This window comes from Plantactinospora soyae (genome assembly GCF_014874095.1).
Taxonomy (GTDB): Bacteria; Actinomycetota; Actinomycetes; order Mycobacteriales; family Micromonosporaceae; genus Plantactinospora; species Plantactinospora soyae.
On the sequence record NZ_JADBEB010000001.1, the window covers coordinates 6,547,681 to 6,564,437 of the forward strand.

General features: G+C 72.1%; 14 protein-coding genes and 1 pseudogene. 11 read left to right on the forward strand and 4 right to left on the reverse strand.

Going from position 1 to position 16,757, the window contains the following annotated elements; all coding sequences use genetic code 11:
- Nucleotides 1-8 precede the first annotated feature (8 nt).
- A complete protein-coding gene (locus H4W31_RS28510; protein ID WP_192769447.1) occupies nucleotides 9-134 on the reverse strand; it encodes a SapB/AmfS family lanthipeptide in 126 nt (41 codons plus the stop codon).
- 15 nt (nucleotides 135-149) lie between these two features.
- Complete coding sequence (gene lanKC, locus H4W31_RS28515; RefSeq protein ID WP_192769448.1) at nucleotides 150-2,954, reverse strand: class III lanthionine synthetase LanKC; 2,805 nt, start codon at nucleotides 2,952-2,954, stop codon at nucleotides 150-152.
- A 490-nt stretch (nucleotides 2,955-3,444) separates the two neighbouring features.
- Between lanKC and H4W31_RS28520 the strand changes: the two genes are divergently transcribed.
- From H4W31_RS28520 to H4W31_RS28555, 8 genes are read left to right on the forward strand one after another with little or no spacing between them, the layout of a single operon-like run.
- The gene (locus H4W31_RS28520) at nucleotides 3,445-4,842 is read left to right on the forward strand and encodes an extracellular solute-binding protein (RefSeq protein WP_192769449.1); all 1,398 of its coding nucleotides are present in this window, start codon (nucleotides 3,445-3,447) and stop codon (nucleotides 4,840-4,842) included.
- Entirely contained in the window at nucleotides 4,817-5,791 is a 975-nt protein-coding gene (locus tag H4W31_RS28525) for a carbohydrate ABC transporter permease (protein ID WP_192769450.1), read from the forward strand. Before H4W31_RS28520 ends, H4W31_RS28525 begins: the two co-directional genes overlap by 26 nt.
- Nucleotides 5,792-5,817: 26 nt before the next feature.
- Nucleotides 5,818-6,645, forward strand: coding sequence for a carbohydrate ABC transporter permease (locus tag H4W31_RS28530; RefSeq protein ID WP_192769451.1), 828 nt, complete (start codon nucleotides 5,818-5,820; stop codon nucleotides 6,643-6,645).
- Entirely contained in the window at nucleotides 6,645-7,766 is a 1,122-nt protein-coding gene (locus tag H4W31_RS28535) for an ABC transporter ATP-binding protein (protein ID WP_192769452.1), read from the forward strand. The genes H4W31_RS28530 and H4W31_RS28535 overlap by 1 nt, the downstream gene beginning before the upstream one ends.
- A complete protein-coding gene (locus tag H4W31_RS44460) occupies nucleotides 7,763-8,968 on the forward strand; it encodes a CehA/McbA family metallohydrolase (RefSeq protein ID WP_192769453.1) in 1,206 nt (401 codons plus the stop codon). The genes H4W31_RS28535 and H4W31_RS44460 overlap by 4 nt, the downstream gene beginning before the upstream one ends.
- Nucleotides 8,959-10,011: a sugar phosphate isomerase/epimerase family protein gene (locus tag H4W31_RS28545; RefSeq protein ID WP_318783452.1), complete on the forward strand. Its 1,053-nt coding sequence runs from the start codon at nucleotides 8,959-8,961 to the stop codon at nucleotides 10,009-10,011. Before H4W31_RS44460 ends, H4W31_RS28545 begins: the two co-directional genes overlap by 10 nt.
- Nucleotides 10,008-11,177, forward strand: a complete 1,170-nt coding sequence (locus tag H4W31_RS28550) for a Gfo/Idh/MocA family protein (protein WP_192769454.1) — start codon at nucleotides 10,008-10,010, stop codon at nucleotides 11,175-11,177. The genes H4W31_RS28545 and H4W31_RS28550 overlap by 4 nt, the downstream gene beginning before the upstream one ends.
- Nucleotides 11,174-14,089 (forward strand): glycoside hydrolase family 38 N-terminal domain-containing protein, encoded by a 2,916-nt coding sequence (locus tag H4W31_RS28555; RefSeq protein ID WP_192769455.1) that lies wholly within the window; start codon nucleotides 11,174-11,176, stop codon nucleotides 14,087-14,089. Before H4W31_RS28550 ends, H4W31_RS28555 begins: the two co-directional genes overlap by 4 nt.
- A 19-nt stretch (nucleotides 14,090-14,108) precedes the next feature.
- Here the strand turns inward: H4W31_RS28555 and H4W31_RS28560 are convergent, their stop codons facing one another.
- Entirely contained in the window at nucleotides 14,109-14,315 is a 207-nt protein-coding gene (locus H4W31_RS28560) for a hypothetical protein (RefSeq protein ID WP_192769456.1), read from the reverse strand.
- A gap of 121 nt (nucleotides 14,316-14,436) precedes the next feature.
- Nucleotides 14,437-14,877 carry a redox-sensitive transcriptional activator SoxR gene (gene soxR / locus H4W31_RS28565; protein ID WP_404825734.1) on the reverse strand — a complete coding sequence of 147 codons (441 nt, stop codon included), beginning with the start codon at nucleotides 14,875-14,877 and terminating at the stop codon, nucleotides 14,437-14,439.
- Between the two features lie 122 nt (nucleotides 14,878-14,999).
- On the opposite strand from soxR, the pseudogene H4W31_RS28570 reads away from it, so the two are divergent.
- From H4W31_RS28570 to H4W31_RS28575, 3 genes and pseudogenes are all read left to right on the forward strand, one after another.
- Nucleotides 15,000-15,848, forward strand: a pseudogene (locus tag H4W31_RS28570) (SDR family oxidoreductase); the annotation flags it as partial.
- A 36-nt stretch (nucleotides 15,849-15,884) separates the two neighbouring features.
- Nucleotides 15,885-16,253 (forward strand): nuclear transport factor 2 family protein, encoded by a 369-nt coding sequence (locus tag H4W31_RS43215; protein ID WP_318783753.1) that lies wholly within the window; start codon nucleotides 15,885-15,887, stop codon nucleotides 16,251-16,253.
- 3 nt (nucleotides 16,254-16,256) lie between these two features.
- Nucleotides 16,257-16,688, forward strand: a complete 432-nt coding sequence (locus tag H4W31_RS28575; RefSeq protein WP_192772463.1) for a nitroreductase family deazaflavin-dependent oxidoreductase — start codon at nucleotides 16,257-16,259, stop codon at nucleotides 16,686-16,688.
- The last annotated feature ends 69 nt before the right edge of the window (nucleotides 16,689-16,757 follow it).

Here is a 16,757-nt window from a genome sequence, read left to right on the forward strand (position 1 = left end):
TGACCTGATCAGTTACAGGTCGTCACGGACAGCGAGCTGTCGCCGCAGAGCAGCAGGCTCGCCCGGCTGCCACCGCCGCCACCACCACCGGTGCGGTCGGCCAGCTCCATCCCCTGAAGGTCGAGAAGCGCCATGTTGTTCACCTCCTCCTAGTTCTTGGTCCGATAAGCCCCACGCGGCAGCGAGGGGAGCTTTGTCGCGCCGGAGAGCGGCGCGAGGAAGGGCAGGGTCACCGGCTCGTCGTGCAGGGCCGCACCCGTGGCGAGCAGGACGCCCGCCGTACCGGTGGCCAGGTCCATCGACAGCCGCAGCAGCTGCTCGCCGGGGAAGGCGAGGAAGCCGCGGTACGGCAGCGCGTGCCAGGCCAGTCGCGACACCTGGACGGCCAGTTCGGCGCGGTCGGCGTCCCGGGACGCCCCGTCGGGGTCCTCGGCCGGGCCGTCGGAGCCGTCGGTCGCCCGCGCGGCGAGGTACGCGATGATGCCGGCCCGGCCGGCGAAGAGGCCGGACTGCGCGTAGAAGGGTGCCCGGGCGCCGCGCCGGATCGCCGCCGCCGCCTCGGCGAGTTCGGCGTCCGGCCGGTGCCGGAGATACTGGTCGAGTACGAGTCCGATGCCGACACTGCCGTGTGCCAGGTACGGCATGGTCCGCCAGCCCTCGTTGACCTCCAGCGCCCCGTCCGGCCGCAGTACGCAGCGGCGCAGGTCCTGCCGCAGCGCGTCGGCGGCCCGGTCGAGCAGCGCGCCGTCGCCGGTCAGCTCGTAGAGCCGGAGGAACATCAGGGCGGGACCGCTGCGGCCACGGGTGAGTCCGGCGTACGGGTGCGTCCCGCCGCTGATCTCCGACCCGGACCCAAGGGTCGCGGGGCCGCCGTCGCCGTTTCCGGCCGGCGTCCGGTCGCCGGCCAGCCGGTCGGCGACCAGCTCCGCGGCCCGCCAGGCGGCCTGCCGCAGGGTTGGTTCGCCGGTCCGGCCGGCCAGCTCGGCGAGGTTGAGCGCGATCCCGGGCAGCCCACTGACCAGGTCCTCGCCGAGATCCTCCCAGGGTTCGCGGAGGCAGATGTCGAGTACGTCGAGGGCGTCGGACCGGCGGCCGAGGCAGTCCAGCGCGAAGGCGACGCCGTGCAGTCCGTCGTAGAAGCCGCAGCGGGTTCCGGACGGCGGGTCGAGGGCCCGCTTCACCAGCCAGTCCTCGTGGTCCGGGAACCGGCCCGCCCCGGTGGCGTGCAGCGCGTGGAGTACCCCCGCGGCGCCGTACCCGAGGTTGAGCCCGCCGGTGCGGAACTGGTCGATGTCGCCGGGGAACAACCGGTCGTCCCGCTCCGGCGTGGCGGTGCGGAGGATCGCGCCGGCGAGCTGGTTCCGCAGCCGTGGCCAGGCCGACCGGCCGGCGGCGAAGTCGGCCGTGCCCGCGATCGGGTCCGCCGTGCCGCTGCGCCGGGTGCCGGCACTGGCGACCCGTCGGGTCCCGGTGCTCACGGCAACGGCGGCAGCGGGTCCGGTAGCGCCGGACTCGGCACGGTCGGCGGTGGCACCGCCGGCCAGGGCGTCGCCACGGATCTCGGCGACGGCGGGCAGGAGGAAGTCGCGCGGCACCGGGAAGTGCGCGGCGATGACGTCGGCGAGGTGGGCCGCCTTGGCCGGGGCCAGCCGGACCATCTGGGTCAGCGGCAGGAACAGGGCCAGGCGCAGGCAGGCCAGGGCGTACCGGTCCACGGCGAGGCCGGTCCGGTCGCGCGGCGCGGCGAACGCCTGGTTGCGGAGCGCGGGTCGGCTCGCGTCGGCGACCGGGGCGGCCACCTCGAAGTCGACCAGGGTGACCCGGTCGTCGGGGCCGACCATCACGTTGAACAGGTGCAGGTCGCCGTAGACGATGCCACGGTCGGCGATCGCGCCGATGATCTGCTCCACCTGCTCGTGGATCCGCATCGCCCAGGCGGTGTACCCGGACAGCTCGGCGGGGGTGGCGTCGGCGTCGATCAGCGGGTACCGCTCGACCAGCACCTTGTTGAGCGCCTGGCCCTCGATGAACTCCAGGGCGAGGAAGTGGTGGTCGCCGAGGACGAACTGGTCGTGGACCTGGGCCACCTGCGGCACGTCGGCGAGCTGGCGCAGCACCTCGGCCTCGCGGGTCAGCCGGGTGATCGCGTCGGCGCCGGTGGCGTCCAGACCGGCGTGCGGGCGGGCCTCCTTGAGCACGACCTGGGTGTCGGTACGGGTGTCCCGGCCGACGTAGAGTCCGCCGCCGTTGGAGAAGTGGATCACCCGTTCGATCCGGTACGGCAGGTCGGTGGTGGTGGTGGCGTTGCGGGCGTCGAGATGCGGGCGGAGGAACTCGGGCAGGGCCACCCAGTCCGGTACGTGGAAGATCGGGTCGCGCCGGTCCGGTACCAGGGTGCCGTTGTCGTCCTCGACGGCCGGCACCACCTGGCCGTCACCGCTGACGCAGTAGCGGGCCGCGAAGCCGCCGTAGCGGACGTAGACCGGGCCGGCGCCGTACCGCAGGTCGCTCAGGATGTACGGTCCCGCCTCGCCCTCCAGCCGGTCCGAGAGTTCCTTGCAGGCGAGCTCGAGTTCGGCCTCGTCCCGGGGGTAGATGGTGACGAACTTGCCGCTGGAACCCCGGCGGGCGTACTTCGAGTTGCGCATCAGCAGCATCCGGGGGCCGCGGAGGAACTTGAAGGAGATCCCTCGCGGTATGCAGTAGTCCCACACCGTTCCCAGGACCCGCTCCGCGTTGTCCAGACAGGCCGAAATGTGGATCTTCCAGCCCTGCTGCGGGAGCTTGCCGTCCTCGGGGCCGTAGATCAGCCAGTCGTCGTTCGGTTCGCGTTCCCAGCCGGTCGGCAGGGGACGGTCGGCTGCGGTGAACCCGGTGGCGGGGGCGGAGACGTTGGTGAGCGAATCGTAGAACAGCGGATCGACTGCGCAGTACGCGTCGTAGCGTTCGTCCATCGTCGCGGCTCCTCGGGTGTCCCTGAGCGACCGTGCCTCATCGATGCATCCGAGTCTCCTTTCAGATCCGAGGTGTTACTAGTGTGTTAAGTCATCCCCTACGGTGCGTCGCGCACGGGTACTTATGACAAATGTCAGGGCCGGACGGCGCTTGACAGCCATCTATATGGCTATATCCGGATGTACGAATGGCCGATGTCCGGGCGAGGTTTGTCCCGGACAGATCCGGGCTGAGAACCGCGATCCGACCGGCCCGCGCGGCACGGTCGGGCCGGCCGTGACCGCGCGGACGGACGAGCGTCGACAGCCCCGACCCCGACCGGACGGGACGACCGGGGCCGCCCCGGCACGGAACCCGAGCACGGCACCAGCCAGGCCGGATCCCGGTTACCGGCGGATTTCGTAAAGATCTATTTACGTCGTCAGGCTGTCATGACATTCTGCCAAAGGTGAGTCTCTTCGAGATCGATCGTTCCGAAGGGAAGCAGACATGTCAGTTCGACGCACGCGCACGGGAGGCGCGCTCGCCGCGGTGGCCACGCTGGTGCTGGCCGCCACCGCCTGCGGGGACTCCGCGGAGCCGGCGGGCCGGGACGCCAAGGACATCACCCTGACCATCAGCGACAACGCGATCGCCGGTGGCAAGAACTCCCGCAGTGCCGACTGGATTCAGAACTGGGTGATCCCGAAGTTCGTCGAGGCACAGAAGGCCAAGGGCGTCACCGCGAAGGTGACCTTCGTGCCCAGTGGGGTCGACGACGAGCAGTACAAGACCAAGCTCGCCCTGGACCTGCGGGCCAGGTCCGGCAGCGACGTGATCTCCATCGACGGCATCTGGGTGGGCGAGTTCGCCCAGGCCGGCTACCTGAAGCCACTGTCCGAGGTGGCCGGTGCCGAAACCGACGGCTGGGCGGGCTGGGCCCAGATCCCGGAGACGGTGCAGGGGCTGGGCAGCTTCGAGGAGAAGCGGTACGCCATCCCGATCGGCACCGACGGCCGGCTGCTGTACTACAACAAGAAGCTCTTCGCCCAGGCCGGCCTGCCCGCCGACTGGCAACCGCGCAGTTGGCAGGAGATCCTCGACGCGGGCGCGAAGCTCAAGACACTGTCCGGCGTCACGCCGATCCAGATCAACGCCGGTACGGCGATGGGTGAGGCGACCAGCATGCAGGGCGCGCTTCCCCTGCTGGCCGGGGCCGGCGGCGAGGTCTTCGCCAACGGCAAGTGGACCGGCGCCAGCCAGCCGACCCGGGACATGCTCGACTTCTACGCCAGGGTCTACGGCGGCGGGCTCGGCGACCCGCTGTTGCAACAGGAGGCGAAGGGGCGGGACAAGTCGTTCCAGCGGTTCGCCGAAGGCAAGATCGGCATCCTCGGCGAGGGTGACTACTTCTGGCGCAGCGTGATCGAGCCGAAGGCCGGGATCGCCAAGATGGCCGACCGGGACAGCGCGGTCGGGTACGCGCTGATTCCGGCCAGGACACCGGGCGCGGGCATCCGGGGCCAGGACTTCGTCAGCATGTCCGGCGGCAGCGTACGGACGCTGAACCCGAACTCCAAGTTCCCGCATCAGGCGTTCGAGCTGCTCAGCTTCATGCACTCGGCCGAGGCGGTGAAGGCCGAGTTGGGTGACGTACCCCGGCTCACCGCCCGGACCGACGTCAACACCGAGATGCTGGCCGGCGATCCGATGCTCCGGTTCGTGGCCGAGAAGATCCTGCCGATCACTGCCGCCCGGCCACCGCTGGCGGTCTATCCGCAGGTGTCGGTGGCGCTTCAGGAGGCCACCGCGGCGGTGGTCGGGGGCACGGCGCCGGACGCCGCGGCTGCCGCGTACCAGAAGAAGTTGGAGGGTCTGGTCGGTGGCGCGGACAACGTCACCTCCTGATCGGAGCACGGCGGCGGCGGACGAACTGCCGGCGCGCCCGGCGGACCCGGGCGCGCCGCTGGGCCGCCGGTCCGACGCCGCCGGTCTCGGCCGGGCCCGGGCGGGCGGGTTCGTCCTGCCCAGCCTGGTGCTCATCGTGCTGTTCCTGGTCGTACCGGCGGTGTGGACCCTCTACCTCGGGGTGACCAACTACCGGTTGACCGGGCTTGCCGCGGCCGATCCGCAGGTGGTCGGGTTGGACAACTACGTCGCCGCGCTCGGCGACGAGCGGTTCCACACCTCGCTCTGGCTGACCCTCCAGTTCGTGCTCGGTTCGGCGGTGCTCGGCCAGGCCGGGCTGGGTTTCGCCATCGCCTGGTCGCTGCGGGACCGGCGCGGGCCGGTACGCCGGGTGGTGGAGGCCCTGGTGCTGCTGGCCTGGATCCTGCCCAGCTCGGTGGTCGCGTTCCTCTGGATCGCGCTGCTCGACCGCGACGCCGGCACCCTCAACGCGCTGCTCGGGCTGCCCGGGACGGCCTGGCTCCTCGATCATCCGATGCTCTCGGTCATCCTGTTCAACACCTGGCGGGGTACGGCGTTCTCGATGATGCTCTACGCCGCCGCACTGCAGAACGTGCCGCCGTCGCACCTGGAGACCGCCCGGCTGGCGGGGGCGTCCACCTGGCAGCAGCTCCGCGATGTCGTCTTTCCGCGCATCCGGGGCCACATCCTGACCAACCTGCTGCTGATCAGCCTCTGGACGTTCAACGACTTCACCCCGTTCCTGATCACGGCGGGTGGCCCGGAGCAGCGCTCCGAGATCCTTCCGGTGTACGTCTACAAGATCGCCCTCTCCGGCGGTGAGCTCGGCTTCGGCGCCGCGATCTCGTTCCTGATGCTGTTGATCAACTTGGTCATCGCCCTGGTCTACCTGCGCACCCTCGGCGAGCGGCGGAAGGCCCGGCGATGACGGGTCCGGCGGCGGAGGGAGCGACCATGACGGGCAGCTGGCGGGGTGCGCTGGCCCTGATCGGCCGCTACACCTTCGTCTCCGTGGTGCTCGGCTTCTTCGCCCTGCCGCTGCTCTGGCTGGCCACCGCACCGTTCGACCGGACACCGACGATCACCACCTCGCTGCCCGAGTTCACCCTGGACAACTTCCGGGCCCTGCTGGACAACCCGTACGCGGTCCGGTCCCTGTGGAACTCGATCGTGCTGGCCGGCGGTACGGCAATCCTGGTGGTGACGTTCGCGGCGCTGGCCGCGTACGCGCTGAGCCGGGTCCGGATACCGGGCCGGGACGCACTCCTGTACGGCCTGCTGCTGCTCTCCTCGATCGTCACCGGTACGGCGACCATGGTGCCGCTGTTCGAGCTGGCGTTCCGGCTGAACCTGATCGACTCCCAGTTGGGCGTGATCCTGATCCTCAGCGGCGGGCTGCTGCCGGCGGCCATCTTCATCCTGAAGGACTTCATGGACTCGACCCCGACGTCGTACGAGGAGTCGGCCCGGGTCTTCGGGGCGAGCCCGTTGCAGATCGTCCGGCACATCGTGCTGCCGGTGGTCCGACCCGGCCTGGCCACGGTGGCGGTCTGGGCGGTGGCCGGCGTCTGGGGCAACTTCCTGGTGCCGTTCCTGCTGCTGCGTAGCCCGGACAAGGCTCCGGCAGCGGTGATCATGTACACCCTCTACACCGAGGGGGGCCAGGCGAATCTCGCGCTGCTCTCCACCTTCTCGCTGCTCTACTCGCTGCCGGTCGTGCTCATGTTCGTCTTCGTGAGCAGTCGGTACGGCTTCCGGTTCCACGGAGGGATCAAGCGCTGATGTCCGCGATCACCCTGAGTCGACTGACCAAGGTCTACCCGGGCGGCGTCCGGGCCCTGGACGCGCTGGACCTGTCCATCTCCGACGGCGAGTTCTTCGCGTTGCTCGGGCCGTCCGGCTGTGGCAAGACCACGTTGCTGCGGACGATCGCCGGCCTGGAGGTGGCCACTGGCGGGACCGTCGAGATCGGCGGGCGGAACGTCACCAACCTCCAACCGGGCGTCCGCGACGTGGCCATGGTCTTCCAGGACTACGCCCTGTTCCCGCACATGACGGTCCAGGACAACATCGCCTACCCGCTGCGGATCAAGAAGGTGGGCCGGGCCGCCCGGCAGGACAAGGCCGCCGAGACCGCCGCCGAACTGGGCCTGTCCGCACTGCTCGACCGGCGTCCCGCCCAGCTCTCCGGCGGTCAGCAGCAGCGGGTCGCGCTGGCCCGGGCGATGGCCTGCCATCCGCAGGTGTTCCTGCTCGACGAGCCGTTGTCCAACCTGGACGCCCGGCTCCGGCTGGAGGCCCGGACCTTTCTCAAGCGGTTGCAGCGGGAACTCGGGGTCACCTGCGTCTTCGTCACCCACGACCAGGCCGAGGCGCTGGCCTTGGCCGACCGGATCGCGGTGATGGACGGCGGCCGGATCCGTCAGGTCGGCACCCCGGTCGAGGTGTTCCGGCGGCCGGCGAACACCTTCGTGGCCGGGTTCATCGGCTCCACCCCGATGAACCTGCTCGACGCCGAGGTGACCGGCGACGGGATCACCGTCGCCGGGGTCCGGCTCGCCGTGCCCGAGGCGGCCCGTGGCCTGGTCGCCGACGGCGACCAGGTCGTCTACGGAGTACGCCCGGAGTACCTCGACCTGCACGCCGAGGCGGTGGACGGCGCCCTGGCCGGCCAGGTCGTAGTGGTGGAGAACCTGGGCAGCAGCTCGCTGGTCTCGCTGGACCTTCCCGGTGCCGACGGATCGGCCGGCGTCAGCTGTCAGGTCGTGGTGCCGGAGGGCCGGGAACCGTCGCTCGGGGCCACCGGCTGGGTGCTGCCCCGGGAGGGACGTTCGCTGCTCTACCGGGACGGGGAACTCCTCGGTGCGCCCCGACCGGCTCCGGTGGCCGGGGTGCCGGCGTGAGCGCCCGGCGTACGGTGCACCGAGGGCGGTGGACCCTCGACGACCGGGCGGCCGAGGTGCTCCGGTCGGTGCCGGTGGAGGTCCCGGCCGGTACGGCTGCCCTGACGGTACGGCTGGACTATCCGCGTACCGCCGGAGTCCTGGATCTCGGCTGCCAGGGAGCGGCGGGCTTCCGGGGCTGGTCGGGCGGCGCCCGGGACGGCTACACCGTGGCCGTGGACTGGGCGACCCCCGGCTACCTGCCCGGCGCCCTGGAGCCTGGGCAGTGGCAGGTGCTGCTGCGGCTGCACCGGATCCCGCCGGAGGGCCTGGCGTACGAGCTGACCGTGACGACCGATCCGGATCGCCCGGCGCCACCCGAGGTCCCCGCCGTGCCGCCCGTCCCCGATCGCCCGGCCGGCCGGTCACTTCCGACCGTCGACGGGCTGCGCTGGCTCGCCGGCGACCTGCACGCGCACACCGTGCACAGCGACGGGACCAGCACCGTTCCCGAACTCGCCGCGCTGGCCGCCGGCCGGGGACTGGACTTCCTGGCGGTCACCGACCACAACACGGTGAGCCACCATCCGGAACTACCTCCGGCCGGCGCCCGATACGGCATCACGCTGCTGCCCGGCCAGGAGGTGACCACGGACCGGGGTCACGCCAACGTCTTCGGGCCGGTGGGCTGGATCGACTTCCGGGAGCCGCCGGACGAGTGGGTGGTCGCGGCGGAGCGGGGCGGCGGGGCGATCTCCATCAACCATCCGCTCGGCGCCGACTGCGCGTGGCGGCATCCGCTGCAGAACCGGCCCCGGCTGGCCGAGGTCTGGCACTCCGGCTGGTGGGACCGGACCTGGGGTGCGCCGTTGGCCTGGGCCCAGTCCTGGCGGCCCGATGTCGTACCGGTGGGCGGCAGCGACTTTCACCGTCCCGGGGACGGTCCGGTGATCGGCTCGCCCACCACCTGGCTGCTGGCCGAGCCCGACGACCTGCTCGGCGGGGTGCGGGCCGGTCGTACCGCCGTGTCGGCCGGGCCGGACGCACCGCTGCTGCTGCGGGTCGGCGACGAGTTTCTCGCGCTGGACGCCGACGGCACCGTCCTGGTACGCCCCGACGGCGGTCGCCGGGTGGTGCACGGTGACCGGGTGCTGCTGCCCGGGGCCGACGGGTTGCACCTGCTCGAGTCGTACCGGACGGAGGTGGTCGCGCTGTGCGCGTGACGACGGACGTGCCGGAGCCCGGCGACCGACTGGTGGCCTTCGGCGCCTCGACCCCGGGCGCCCGCGGATCCGGTGCCGTACCGGCGATCGACATGCCGGTTCCGCTGGCTTCGGCGAGGCCCGTTCCGGTGGCTTCCGACTGGCGGGTCCGGGTCGCGAACGCACCGGTCAGCTTCGGCATCTACCGGGCGGACTCGGCACCGCTGGGCCCGGAAGACCTGCTCGCCGGACTCGCCGGGGCGGGATACCGGGGCGTCGACAGTGGACCGATCGGCTACCTCGGCACCGGCGTACGGCTCGCCCGGCGGCTGGACCGGGCCGGGCTCGGCCTGGCCGGTGGCTGGGTCGACCTGCGGTTCGCCGATCCGGACGGGTTCGCCGCCGACCTGCCCGGCCTGGACGCCGCGCTGGACGTCTTCGCCGCCGTGCCCGTCGACGACGACCGGTTCGCGCCCCGGCCGACGCTGGCCTGCCCCGGCACTCCGGCCCGGTTCGCCCGGCCCGGCCTTCCGGTCGACCCGGCCCTGGCCCTGCCGGCCGGGATGTGGCCGGACTTCGCCACCCGGGTGCAACGGGCCGCCGACCGGTGCCGGGAGCGCGGGTTCGAGCCGGTGTTCCACTACCACCTCGGCACCGACGTGGAGACCGGGGCGGAGGCGGACCGGCTGCTGGAGCTGACCGACGTCTCGGTGTGCCTGGACACCGGTCACCTCTGGTTGGCCGGCGGCGACCCGGTGGCGGCGGTACGTCGCTGGGGCGCACGGATCCGCCAGGTGCACGTCAAGGACGCCGATCGGACCACGCACGGCCGGGTCCGGGCGGCCGGCGGTGGACTGGCCGAGGTGGTGGCGGCCGGCGGGTTCTGCCGGCTGGGCGCGGGCGGGGTGGACGTCGCCGGAGTGCTCGCCGCGCTGCGCGAGGTCGGCTACACCGGCTGGCTGGTGGTGGAGCAGGATGCTCCGGCGGGGCGCCCCGACGTGCCCGCGATGCTGGCCGAGCAGCGGGCCAACCGGGCGTACCTGCGCGGGCTGGGCCTGCCATGACCTCGGCGGAGCGGATCAGGGTGGCGGTGGCCGGGCTGGGCGTGATCGCGCGGACGGTGCATCTGCCACTGCTGGAACGCCGCCGCGACCTGTTCGACCTGGTGGCCGTCGCCGACCTGTCGGCGCAGCGCACCCGGGAGCTGGGCCAGCGCTACGGCGTACCGGCGGAGCGCCGCTTCCGGGACGGCGCCGAACTGCTCGACGCCGGTGGATTCGACGGGCTGCTGCTGCTCACCTCGGGCTCGCACGGAGCGCTCGCCGCGGCGGCGCTGCGCCGGGGCGTACCGGTGTGCTGCGAGAAGCCGCTCGCGTACACCCGGGCCGAGACGGTCGAGCTGGCGGCGCTGACCGAGCCGGCCGGTCCGGCCGGCAGCGCCGAACGACCCGGGTTGATGGTCGGCTACATGAAGCAGTACGACCCGGCCGTCGCCGAACTGGCACGCCGGCTCGACGATCTGGGCGGCGCGGCGGCGGTGCACTCGGTCGAGGTGACGGTGCTGCATCCGAGCGGGGAGCGGCAGCTCGACTACCGCCGGCTGCCACCGTCGCCGGCCGACGTGGACCCGGACCGGGTCCGGGCGCTCCGCGACGCCGCCGACGGGCTGTTGCGGGCCGCGGTCGGGTCGGATCCGTCCGCCCAGGCGCTGTACCGGATCATGATCAACAGCATCTCGCACGACCTGTCACTGCTCCGGCTGCTCACCGGCGGCCCGTCCACGGTGGACCACGTGGCGCTCTGGCCGGCCGAGCCGGCGCCGGGGCGGGAGCCGTCGGTGGAGATCAGTGGTCGGCTGCCGGCCGGCGGGCGGTACGCCATCCGCTGGTTGTACCTGCCGGAGCATCCGGAGTACCGGGAGACGTTCACCCTGCACCACGCCGGGGGCTCGGCCGAACTGGTCTTCGGAACGCCGTACCGGTTCGACCTGCCGACCACCCTGACGCTGCGGGACGGGACCGACGGCGTGCGGCAACGGTCCGGATTCCCGGGTACGGCCTCGGGGTTCGAGCGGGAACTGGTCGCCTTCCACGCGATGGTCACGGCCGGCACGCCGCCCCGGACCGGTGTGGCCGGCGGCGCGGCCGACATCGCGACGAGTCAGCAGGTGGTCCGTCGGTTCGGGGAAGGAACTCCGGCGGCGGTGGGCGGAGAGGCGGCGAGCGGATGACGGCGGAGAGACGGGCGACGGCGGCCGAGCGGCTGACCATCGTGGTGGTGCCGCACACCCACTGGGACCGGGAGTGGTACGAGCCCTTCCAGCGCTTCCGGCTTCGGCTGGTCGCCCTGCTCGACGAGGTGTTCGAGCGGATGGAACGCGACCCGCGCCAGCGGTTCACCCTGGACGGGCAACTGGCCGCGGTCGACGACTACCTGGAGGTACGTCCGGAGCGGCGGGACCAGGTCGCCGCCCTGGTCGCCGACGGCCGGCTGGCGGTCGGACCGTGGCAGATCCTGCTGGACGAGTTCCTCTGCTCCGGCGAGAACATCGTCCGCAACCTGGAACTCGGGTTGCGCCGGTCGGCCGGGTTCGGCGGCGCCATGCCGGTCGGCTACCTGCCCGACATGTTCGGTCACGTCGCCCAGATGCCGCAGATCCTGGCCGGTGCCGGGCTGGCCCATGCCTGCGTCTGGCGGGGCGTTCCGGAGCGGGTCCGTACCTCCGCCTTCGCCTGGATCTCGCCGGACGGCACGGCGATCCGGACCGAGTACCTGCACGGCGGCTACGGCAACGCCGCCGGCCTGGTGGACAACCCGGCGCTGGTGACCCGACGCGCCGCCGAACTGGCCGAACGGCTGTCCGGTTGGCGGCCCGAGGGCGGCTCGGCGACCCCGATGCTGGCGATGTACGGCGCCGACCACGGCGCCCCGGCGGCGAACACCCCCGACCTGCTCGCCGGGGCGGCCGAGCAGACCGGCCTGCGCCTGCGGGTCGGCACCCTGGCCGAGTACTTCGCCGACCAGCCGACGGAGGTGACCGGCCTGCCGGAGGTACGCGGCGAACTGCGCTCGCACGCCCGGGCCAACATCCTGCCCGGGGTCTACTCGGTCCGGGCACACCTGAAGCAGGCGATGGGCCGGGCCGAGCGGTGTGTCGAGCGGTACGCGGAGCCGATGGCCGCACTCTGGTACGACTCCTCCGCGCAGCGCTTCCTGGACATGGCCTGGGTACGGCTGATCGAGGCGAGCTGCCACGACTCGGTGACCGGCTGCGGTTGCGACGAGACGGCCGAGCAGGTGGCCACCCGGATCGCCGAGGCGGAACAGCTCGGCCGGGCGGTGCACGACCTGGTCGGCGCCCGGCGTGCGGCCCAAACTCCCCGGGACGGCCACCTCGTGTTCAATCCGACGCCCCGGCCCCGGACCGCCCTGGTCCGACTGGACGTGGCGCTGCCCTCGGTCGGGGCACCGGTGGCGTTGGAGACCGGGGCCGGTGCGGTCGTACCCACCCAGCGGCTCGGGGTGACGCCCACGGTGCTCGCCGACGACTGGTACGACGAGCCGGCCCTGCCGATGGTGCTGGCCCGGGTACACGGCGTCGAGCTGTACGGACAGGAGATCACCAGGTGGTCGGTGTCGTCGCCGGAGGAGGAGAACGCCGGCAGCCCGGCTTCCCCGCACCCGGCCTCGTCGAGCGGCCGCCCTCCCCGGTCCGGAACGCTCACCTTCCACGTCGCCAGCCACGGCGACCCGGAGTTCGACGTCGCCCAGGTGCGCGCCGCACTGGCCGCCGCCACGGCGGCCCCGGACGGTGCCGCCCGGGACGAGGTGTCCGGTCCGGACCGCGGCGTGCCCGGCCGGGACCGGCGCTGGCGGGTACGGATCCTCGCCGAGCCACGGGCGGCGGTCGCCGCCCTGGTCGAGCTGCCCGCGCTGGGTTGGACCAGCGTACGACCGGTGCCGGTGCCCGCATCGATCATCGCTTCGCCGTCGTCGGTGGTCGCCCGGGGGCGGATGCTGGACAACGGCCTGCTCCGCGTCGACGTGGCCGACGACGGCACCCTGCTGCTGCGCACGCCGGACGGGCTGCGGGTCGACGGGATCGGTCGGATCGTGGACGGTGGCGACGTCGGAGACAGCTACAACTACGCGGCACCGGCGACGGACGCGCTGATCGACAAGCCACAGTCGGTCCGGACCGCGATCCTGCACGAGGGGCCGATCGTCGCGGTGCTGGACGTGCTGCGTACCTACCGGTGGCCGGTGGGCGCGGAGCCGGCGGCGGGGACCCGGTCGGTGCGTACCGAGTCGGTCACCGTGGCCACCCGGCTGGAACTGCGGGCGGGTGAGCCGTTCCTGCGGGTGGCGACGAGTTTCGACAACCGGTCGGAGGACCATCGGGTACGGCTGCACCTGCCGCTGCCGTCCCGGGCCGACACGTCGTACGCCCAGGGGCAGTTCGCGGTCGTCGCCCGGGGACTGACCAGCGAGGGCGGGGGTGGTGAGGTGCCGTTGCCGACCTATCCGGCGGCCGGGTTCGTGGCGGCCGGCGGACCGGACGGCTCGCTGGCGGTGCTGTTGACCCAGCCGAGCGAGTACGAGTTGGTCGACGGCGGACGTGAACTGGCGCTGACCCTGCTGCGGTCGATCGGCATGCTGTCCCGGAACCGGAACGCGATGCGGGACGAGCCGGCCGGGCCACAACTGCCGACGCCGTTGGCGCAGTGCCGGGGGGAGCGGACCGCCGAGTTCGCCCTGCTGCCGTTCCGGGGAGGCTGGCACGCCGCGGGGGTGTCGGCGGCGGCCGAGGCGTACCGGCACGAGGTGCTGGCGTTCGCCGGTGCCGGACCAGCGGGTGGGGAGCTTCCGCCCGACCGCGCCGGCCTGTGGGTGGACGGCGACGGCGTGGTGCTGACCAGCGTCCGGGACCGGGACGGCCGGGTCGAGGTACGGGTGGTGGCGGAGCATCCCCGGGACACGACGGCGATCGTCGGCGCCGGTCGCCGGCTGTCGGCGGCGCGCCGGGCCGACCTGTTGGGTCGACCCGGCGCGATCCTGCCGATCGGTGCCGACGGCGCGGTACGACTGCCGCTACGGGCCTGGGAGATCGCCACCGTGCAGCTCGATCTCGACGCGCCGTAGCCGGCCTCCGCTGGCAGGGTCACTTCGAGGGTTGGGGCACGTCACACTCGAGTTCGGGGTTCAGGCCGACGTAGTTCAGCGGGCCCGCGATGACCGTCACGACGGTGGTGCCGACCTCGGCGCAGTTGTCGTTGTCCCGATCGAAGTATCCGCGTTGTCCGGCCGCGATCGCGCCGATGATCAGCCAGATCAATACGATGACGCCGCCTACCGATCCGTACCGCATGAGAGCCTCCCAGCTAGGGAATGGGTTCGAGCCCGGCGTGGGGATCCACCGGGTTCGAGGACCCTGATACCCATTCCCGGATCACGCGCAAACGCCCGTAGCCGGCGGCGTCCGGTCCGGCTCAGCCGAGCCGGTGCGGCCCGGCCCCCTCCGTGCCGAGGACGTCCCGGGGGTTGACCAGTCCGCACTGCTCGAACGAGAGGCAGCCGCAGCCGATGCATTCGGTGAACAGGTCGCGCATCCGTTCCAGCCGGGCGATCCGGCCGTTGAGTTCGGTGCTCCAGCACTCGGAGGCGCGGAGCCAGAACTCCCGGGTGGGTGCGACGTCGTCGGGCAGGAAGCCGAGGACCTCCCCGATGACCGAGAGCGGGATGCCCACGCTCTGCGAGGCCCGGATGAAGGCGACCTTGCGCAGCGTAGTGCGGTGGTAGCGCCGCTGGTTGCCGGAGGTACGCCGGCTGCCGATCAGCCCCTGCCGTTCGTAGAACCGCAGGGCCGACGCGGGTACGCCGCTGCGCTCGGCCAGTTCGCCGATCGTGAGCTCTTCCGCCCGCCAGGAAATTGTCGTCACCGGTCCAGGCTAGCTTGACTTGAACCTTTGTTTAAGTCCGAGCCTTGGGGTTGGTTCCGTCGGAACCAGCCGGCGACGGAAGAGCCGGCACCGTTCCCACAAGGGAGGAAACAGTGACGACCGAACGAGTCACGATCCTGGTCACCGGGGCGACCGGCAACATCGGCCGACACGTGGTGCGCGGACTGCTGACGGCGGGTGTCGCCGTACGGGCGCTGGTGCGGGATCCGGGTGCTGCCGAGCTGCCCGACGGCGTCGAGTTGGTACGCGGCGACCTGACCCGCCCGGCAGAACTGGCCGCAGCGCTGGCCGGGGTCGACGCGGTGTTCCTGCTCTGGCCGTTCCCCACCGCCGAGGGCGCCGCGCCGGTGCTGGACGTGATCGCCGCGCACGCCGGACACGTCGTCTACGTCTCCTCGATGTCCGTTCGGGACGACCAGGAGCCGGCCCTGAACGGCGTCTGGGGCGAGATCGAGCAACTGATCGAGAAGTCGGGGCTGACCTGGACCTTTCTCCGCCCCGGCGGCTTCGCCACCAACACCCTGGAGTGGGCGGGTCAGATCCGCGCCGACGCGACGGTCCGCTGGGTGTACGGCGGCGCCGGCCGGTCGTTGATCCACGAGCGCGACATCGCGGAGGTGGCGGTCCGGGCGCTGACCGGGCCGGAACACCTCGGGATGCGGTACGTCCTCACCGGCCCGGAGGTGCTGACCCAGGAGGAACAGGTACGGATCATCGGCGAGGTGATCGGCCGTCCGGTGCGTTGGCTGGAGATCCCGGTGGCGCAGGCGCGACAGATCCTCGTCGACGTGTGGGCAAATGCCGACTTCGTGGACGGGGCGTTCGGGTACTGGGCGACGCTGGTCACCGATCCCGAGCCGGTGACCCGGACGGTCGAGGAGGTCACCGCAGTGCCGGCGCGGAGCTTCCGGGACTGGGCCGTCGACCACGCCGACGAGTTCCGGCCGCTCTCCGTCCCACAGGTCGCGGACCGGTACGTGTCGCTGATCCGCAAGGGCCGGTTCGACCTCGTCGGCCAGTTGATGGCGCCGGACGTGCTGCGGGTCGCGCCGATGGAGACCGGGGGAGCGCCGGTCGAACTGCGCGGAATGACGTCGATCATGGACAATAGCCGGCGACTGACCGCCGACACCGAGATCCACCGCGTCGAGGTGGACGGTCCGTACCTGCGCGGCGACCGGTTCGCCGTCCGGTTCACCTTCGACGAGACGCATCTGCCGACCGGGGTACGCGGCACGACCAGCAAGATGTCGCTCTACACGGTGAGCGGCGGACTGATCGGGCGGGAAGAGGTCTACTACCTCGACCCGCCGCGGATGTTCGGACAGCAGGGGAGGGGCGACTAGGTGATCGAGGACGAGGTACGGGACAGTCCGACCGCGTGGGTCTCGGCGCACATCCGTCGGTACCTGGAGAGCGACGGGCGCGACGGGCACGACTACAACGGCTTTCCGACGCTACTGCTCACCACGCGGGGCCGGAAGTCCGGCACGCCGCGCAGGACCGCCCTGATCTACGGTCGGGTCGACGACGACCGGTACGTCGTGGTGGCCTCGAACGGCGCCGCCGTAAACAACCCGCAGTGGTATCTGAACCTGACGGCGGATCCCGAGGTGCGGGTGCAGGTCAGGGCGGACCGGTTCACCGCCCGGGCCCGGCTCGCGGACCCCGACGAACGCCCCCGGCTCTGGGAGTTGATGGCCGGGATCTTCCCCACCTACCAGACGTACGCCGCCAAGGCACCCCGACAGATTCCGGTGGTGGTGCTGGAGCGCTCCTGAGTCGATCCGCCGCCACGGCCGCTCCCCGTGTTTCGATGATTCCAGGCGGGCACGCCGGGGCTGTCGGGC

Excerpts from the sequence above, each read along its gene's own strand:
- H4W31_RS28510 (WP_192769447.1), bottom strand. The coding sequence starts at position 134 with ATGGCGCTTCTCGACCTTCAGGGGATGGAGCTGGCCGACCGCACCGGT.
- H4W31_RS28520 (WP_192769449.1), top strand. The coding sequence starts at position 3,445 with ATGTCAGTTCGACGCACGCGCACGGGAGGCGCGCTCGCCGCGGTGGCC.
- H4W31_RS28560 (WP_192769456.1), bottom strand. The coding sequence starts at position 14,315 with ATGCGGTACGGATCGGTAGGCGGCGTCATCGTATTGATCTGGCTGATC.
- H4W31_RS28530 (WP_192769451.1), top strand. The coding sequence starts at position 5,818 with ATGACGGGCAGCTGGCGGGGTGCGCTGGCCCTGATCGGCCGCTACACC.
- H4W31_RS28555 (WP_192769455.1), top strand. The coding sequence starts at position 11,174 with ATGACGGCGGAGAGACGGGCGACGGCGGCCGAGCGGCTGACCATCGTG.
- H4W31_RS28550 (WP_192769454.1), top strand. The coding sequence starts at position 10,008 with ATGACCTCGGCGGAGCGGATCAGGGTGGCGGTGGCCGGGCTGGGCGTG.
- H4W31_RS28535 (WP_192769452.1), top strand. The coding sequence starts at position 6,645 with ATGTCCGCGATCACCCTGAGTCGACTGACCAAGGTCTACCCGGGCGGC.
- lanKC (WP_192769448.1), bottom strand. The coding sequence starts at position 2,954 with ATGGACGAACGCTACGACGCGTACTGCGCAGTCGATCCGCTGTTCTAC.